Source organism: Streptomyces mesophilus (assembly GCF_040300965.1).
GTDB lineage: Bacteria > Actinomycetota > Actinomycetes > Streptomycetales > Streptomycetaceae > Streptomyces > Streptomyces mesophilus_A.
Window position 1 is genome coordinate 1 of the sequence record NZ_JBEPEW010000284.1, and the last position, 4,701, is coordinate 4,701.

Genomic DNA, 4,701 nt, shown 5'->3' on the forward strand with positions numbered 1-4,701 from the left:
CCCGCACCGGGTACGTGCCGGTGTCCGTGGCCGCCGGGGTGGTCGCCCTCGCCGCGATCCTGACGGTTCCGGCGCTGCCCCGCCAGGAGCCTGCCGGCGACCGGCGCATCGGGCTGCTCGCCGGATTCCGTACGGGCCGACTCCTGCGGCCCACCCTGGTGTTCGGTGCCTCGGCGCTGGCCACGGGGGTGATCGTGACCTTCCTCCCCCTCGCCGTTCCCGCCGCCTCCACCGGACTCGTCGCGGTGGCCCTGTTCCTCCACCCCGCCACGTCCACCGCGGCCCGCTGGCTCGCCGGCCGGCACGGCGACCGGTACGGACCCCAGCGCCTCGTCCTGCCCGGGCTGCTCCTGTCGGTCCTGGGCACTGGACTGCTGGCCCTGCCCCACAGCCCGGTCGCCGTCGTGCTCGGCGTGACCGTGTTCGGCGCCGGCTTCGGCATCGCGCAGAACGCCACGCTGTCGTTGATGTACGCGCGCGTCCCGAGCGAGGGCTACGCCACCGTCATCGCCCTGTGGAACTTCGCGTACGACGCGGGCATGGGTGTGGGCGCCGTCGGCTTCGGTCTCCTCGCGGCCGGCATCGGCTACCCGCTGTCCTTCGTCTGCACCGCCGCGCTGATGCTCACCGCACTGGTCCCGGCCCTGCGCGACCGCGACCGGGTCACGGCACTGGCGGGGCCCGGCACCTGATCCGGGACGGCGCGCCCTAGCGAAGGGTCTGCGTCCCGATGACGGACAGGAGTTCCAGCTTCTCGTAACTCTCGCTGCCGGGCAGGGCGGTGTAGACGAGCAGGTAGTGCGACTGGCCCGGTTCGAGCAGGGTCTGGCAGGTCAGCTCCAGGGCGCCGACCTCCGGGTGGACGAAGCGCTTCACCTCGTGGGGGCGGATGCCGACCTCGTGCGCGTCCCACACCGCACGGAACTCCTCGCTCTGCGCGAGCAGCAGTTCGGCGAGGTGGGCCGCGCGTGACCCGGGCCCGCGCAGCGTGAGCACCCCGCGCAGGCCGGAGGCGAACATGCGGGTGAGGAAGGCGTGGTCCTCGGGCGCGTACAGGGCGCGCGCGGCGGGGTCGGTGAACCAGCGGTAGCCGATGCTGCGGGCCGGGCCGGTGTACGCGGTCAGATCACCGGTGAGCGCGACGCCGAGCGGGGTCTGCCGCAGCGTCTCGCCCAGTTCGGTGACGATCTCCGCGGGGGTGTCGTGCAGCCGGTCGAAGACACGGAGCATGCCCGGGCCGATGTGCTCGCTCTCCGTGCCGGGGACGGGCGGGTGGTGTCCGGCAAGACGGAACAGGTGGTCGCGCTCGTCCAGGGAGAGCCGCAGCCCCTGCGCGATGGACGCGATCATCTGCTCGGACGGCTGCGGGCCGCGTTCCCGCTCGAGCCGCGCGTAGTAGTCGGTGGACATATGGCAGAGCGCGGCCACTTCCTCGCGCCGCAGCCCGCTGGTCCTGCGGCGCCTGCCGCGCGGGAGGCCCACGTCCTCGGGCTGCAGCACCGCACGGCGGCGCCGCAGGAACGCGGCGAGCCCGGCCCGGTCGATCACCAACGCGGCCTCCTTTGCCGGCGCACATCTTCTGCCGCCGGCGCACTTGTTCCGCCGGCCCGCAAGCCGTCCCTGCACGCAGACCGCTCATGCACCTTTCTACCGGCCGCGCAGCTCCGTATCCACGCCTTCTCGATCCCCCTTTGCCGAGCGGCAGAGCACCTCGCCCGGGGGCAGGATGGCCGGTGAGTGCCTTCACGGACGGTGACATCAGCCGCCCCACGTTCCCAGGAGTGAACCCATGCCCCGCAAGCCCATCGACATCACTGTCCCCGACCTCACCGGGCGGCGTGCCGTCGTCACGGGTGCCAGCGACGGCATCGGGCTCGGTATCGCCACCCGGCTCGCGGCGGCGGGGGCCGAGGTGGTCCTGCCCGTACGCAATCCCCGCAAGGGAGAGGCGGCGCTGGAGACCATCCGCCGTACGGCGCCCGGCGCGAAGGTGTCGCTGCGTGACCTCGACCTGTCCTCGCTCGACTCCGTGGCGGCCCTCGGCGAGACCCTCCGCGGCGAGGGGCACCCGGTCCATCTGCTCATCAACAACGCCGGCGTCATGACCCCGCCCGACCGGCAGCTCACCGCCGACGGGTTCGAGCTGCAGTTCGGCACCAACCACCTCGGCCACTTCGCCCTGGTGGGCCGGCTCCTTCCGCTGCTGCGCGCGGGCCGGGCGCGGGTGACCTCCCAGGTCAGCGTCGCGGCGAGCCGGGGCGCCATCAACTGGGACGACCTGAACTGGGAACGCTCGTACGACGGCATGAAGGCGTACCGCCAGTCGAAGATCGCGTTCGGGCTCTTCGGTCTTGAACTCCACCGGCGCAGCCGGGCGGGCGGCTGGGGCATCACCAGCAACCTCTCCCACCCCGGGGTCGCGCCGACGAACCTGCTCGCGGCGCGGCCCGAGGTGGGACGCGACAAGGACACCCTGGGCGTACGCCTGATCCGTGTGCTGTCCTCGCGCGGCATCCTCGCCGGGACGGTCGAGAGCGCGAAGCTGCCCGCCCTGTACGCGGCCACCGCCCCGGACGCCGAGAGCGGCAAGCTCTACGGTCCGGGCGGGCCGGGCCACTTGGGCGGCCCGCCCGGACCGCAGAAGCTGTACTCCCCGCTGAACAAGCCCGAGGACGCCCGCCGTATCTGGCAGTGCTCCGAGGAGCTGACTAAGGTGGCCTTCCCCGACAGCTGAGGCGAGCTGCGGATGCGTGGACCTCAGGCCGCGTGCTTCCTCGCGTACGCACGGGCGTAGGCGTCACCGCCGACCAGGGCGTCGGCGACCATCTGCTCGGTCACCTCGAACGGCATGTTGTGCGTCGTCTCGCCCTGTGCGGTCGAGGCGCGGCCGATCGCCAGGAGCTCCTCGCGGTCCGCGTCGCCGAGGCCGATCCCGGCGAGCGTGGTGGGCAGGCCGACAGCGTGGCTGAACTCGAGGTACGTGTCCAGCTCCGCGGTGGGGGCGCCTTCGAGGATCAGCTGGGCGAGCGTGCCGATGTTGACCTTCTCGCCGTGCATCATGCCGTGCACCTTGTGCGAGACGGTCAGGCCGTTGTGGATGCCGTGGGCCGCGGCGAGACCGCAGCTCTCGAAGCCGAGGCCGGACAGCAGGGTGTTCGCCTCGGTGACCTTCTCCAACGCCGGGGTGACCACGTGCTGTTCGGCAGCGAGCCGCGCCTGCGGCCCGTACTCCATGAGCGTCTCCCAGCACAGCTTGGCCAGGGCCAGCGAGGCTCCGGTTGCCAGGCCGCCGGCCATCGCCGTGCGCTCGGCGGCGACGCAGACCCGCGCCTCGTACCAGGTGGCGAGTGCGTCCCCCATGCCGGAGACGATGAAGCGCGACGGCGCGCCCGCGACCAACTGGGTGTCGACGAGCACCAGGTTGGGGTTGCGGGAGAAGAAGGAGTAGCGCTCGAAGGCGCCTTCCTCGGTGTAGATGACGGCGAGCGCGCTGGTGGGAGCGTCGGTGGAGGCCACGGTCGGCGCGCTGACCACCGCGATGTCACCGCGGGCGTGTCCGACGGCCTTGGCGGTGTCGATGGCGGTGCCGCCGCCGATACCGACGACCACATCCGCGCCGGCTGCCTCGGCGGCGGCGGTGACACGGTCGATCTCGGCCTGCGTGCACAGACCGCCGAAGGTCTCCTTGGTGAGTTCGACCCCTGCGGCGGACAGCGAGGCCGTGACCGCTTCGTCGACCAGTCCCCATACGCCCTTGTCCGCGAGGACGACGGCGTTCTCGCCGAGGCGTGCGACGTGCTCGCCGAGGGTCCCCATGGCGCCCGCGCCCTGCACGTACTTCGGCGGGCTGATGAGCATGCGGGTGGCGACGTTTTTCATTCTGCAACCTCCTGTGGCAAGCCGTCCGACTACGGTCCATTCCTGCTTCGTCGAAGAAATAAAAGGAGCCGATCGACAATTCGGCGAATTGTTCGCCGCAGCCGGTGACCGGAGTGTGCCACAGGAATTCCGAACCACCAAAAGGCGATAACCTGGCCGTTCACGGCCGTCAGAAGGGGTCTTTCTGTCCGCCGGGCAGGGACCAAAGACCCATGGCGCACCCCGTCGCCGAGAATAATCTTCACGTAAAGCTCCCGCAGGGCCGGAAATAGCTCTGCCTTTATGGCGGATATTCCGTCCGTTGAATTCATCAAAGGAGAAGTCCGTCGTGAAGAAGCTGATCAACGCTCCGGAGACCGTGGTCGCCGACGCCCTGCGCGGGATGGCGGCCACGCACCCGGAGCTGGCCGTCGACGCCGAGGCCGGGATCGTGCTGCGGGCCGGCGGCAAGGTGCCCGGCAAGGTCGGGATCCTGTCCGGCGGCGGCAGCGGTCACGAGCCGCTGCACGCGGGCTTTGTCGGGCGCGGCATGCTGGACGCGGCCGTCGCGGGACCGGTGTTCACCTCGCCCGTGCCGGACCGCATCGGCCGGGCCACCGCAGCCGTGGACGCCGGCGCGGGTGTGCTGCACATCGTCAAGAACTACACGGGCGACATCCTCAACTTCGGCATGGCCGCCGAGGACGCGGACGACGACGGCATCGCGGTGGAGACCGTCGTGGTCGACGACGACGTCGCCGTCGCGCGCGGCGAGGGAGCGGGCCGCCGCGGCACAGGCGCCACCTTGTTCGTGGAGAAGCTCGCGGGCGCGCTGGCAGAGAC

5 protein-coding genes are annotated in these 4,701 nt (G+C 71.4%); 3 read left to right on the plus strand and 2 right to left on the minus strand.

The window, feature by feature from the left end:
- Positions 1-692 (plus strand): MFS transporter (locus ABT367_RS40920; protein WP_352259006.1); only part of this gene is annotated, 692 nt, incomplete at its 5' end.
- Positions 693-708: 16 nt separating this feature from the next.
- Here the strand turns inward: ABT367_RS40920 and ABT367_RS40925 are convergent.
- Complete coding sequence (locus ABT367_RS40925) at positions 709-1,551, minus strand: helix-turn-helix transcriptional regulator (protein WP_352259008.1); 843 nt, start codon at positions 1,549-1,551, stop codon at positions 709-711.
- A gap of 238 nt (positions 1,552-1,789) precedes the next feature.
- On the opposite strand from ABT367_RS40925, the gene ABT367_RS40930 reads away from it, so the two are divergent.
- Complete coding sequence (locus tag ABT367_RS40930; RefSeq protein ID WP_352259010.1) at positions 1,790-2,734, plus strand: SDR family oxidoreductase; 945 nt, start codon at positions 1,790-1,792, stop codon at positions 2,732-2,734.
- Positions 2,735-2,757: 23 nt separating this feature from the next.
- Here the strand turns inward: ABT367_RS40930 and ABT367_RS40935 are convergent, their stop codons facing one another.
- Positions 2,758-3,879: a glycerol dehydrogenase gene (locus tag ABT367_RS40935; protein WP_352259012.1), complete on the minus strand. Its 1,122-nt coding sequence runs from the start codon at positions 3,877-3,879 to the stop codon at positions 2,758-2,760.
- A gap of 328 nt (positions 3,880-4,207) precedes the next feature.
- Between ABT367_RS40935 and ABT367_RS40940 the strand changes: the two genes are divergently transcribed.
- A partial coding sequence (locus tag ABT367_RS40940) for a dihydroxyacetone kinase subunit DhaK (RefSeq protein WP_352259013.1) occupies positions 4,208-4,701 on the plus strand: 494 nt, incomplete at its 3' end.

What these genes read in the sequence shown, in the direction of transcription:
- ABT367_RS40930 (WP_352259010.1), top strand. Translation starts at nt 1,790, where the DNA reads ATGCCCCGCAAGCCCATCGACATCACTGTCCCCGACCTCACCGGGCGG.
- ABT367_RS40935 (WP_352259012.1), bottom strand. Translation starts at nt 3,879, where the DNA reads ATGAAAAACGTCGCCACCCGCATGCTCATCAGCCCGCCGAAGTACGTG.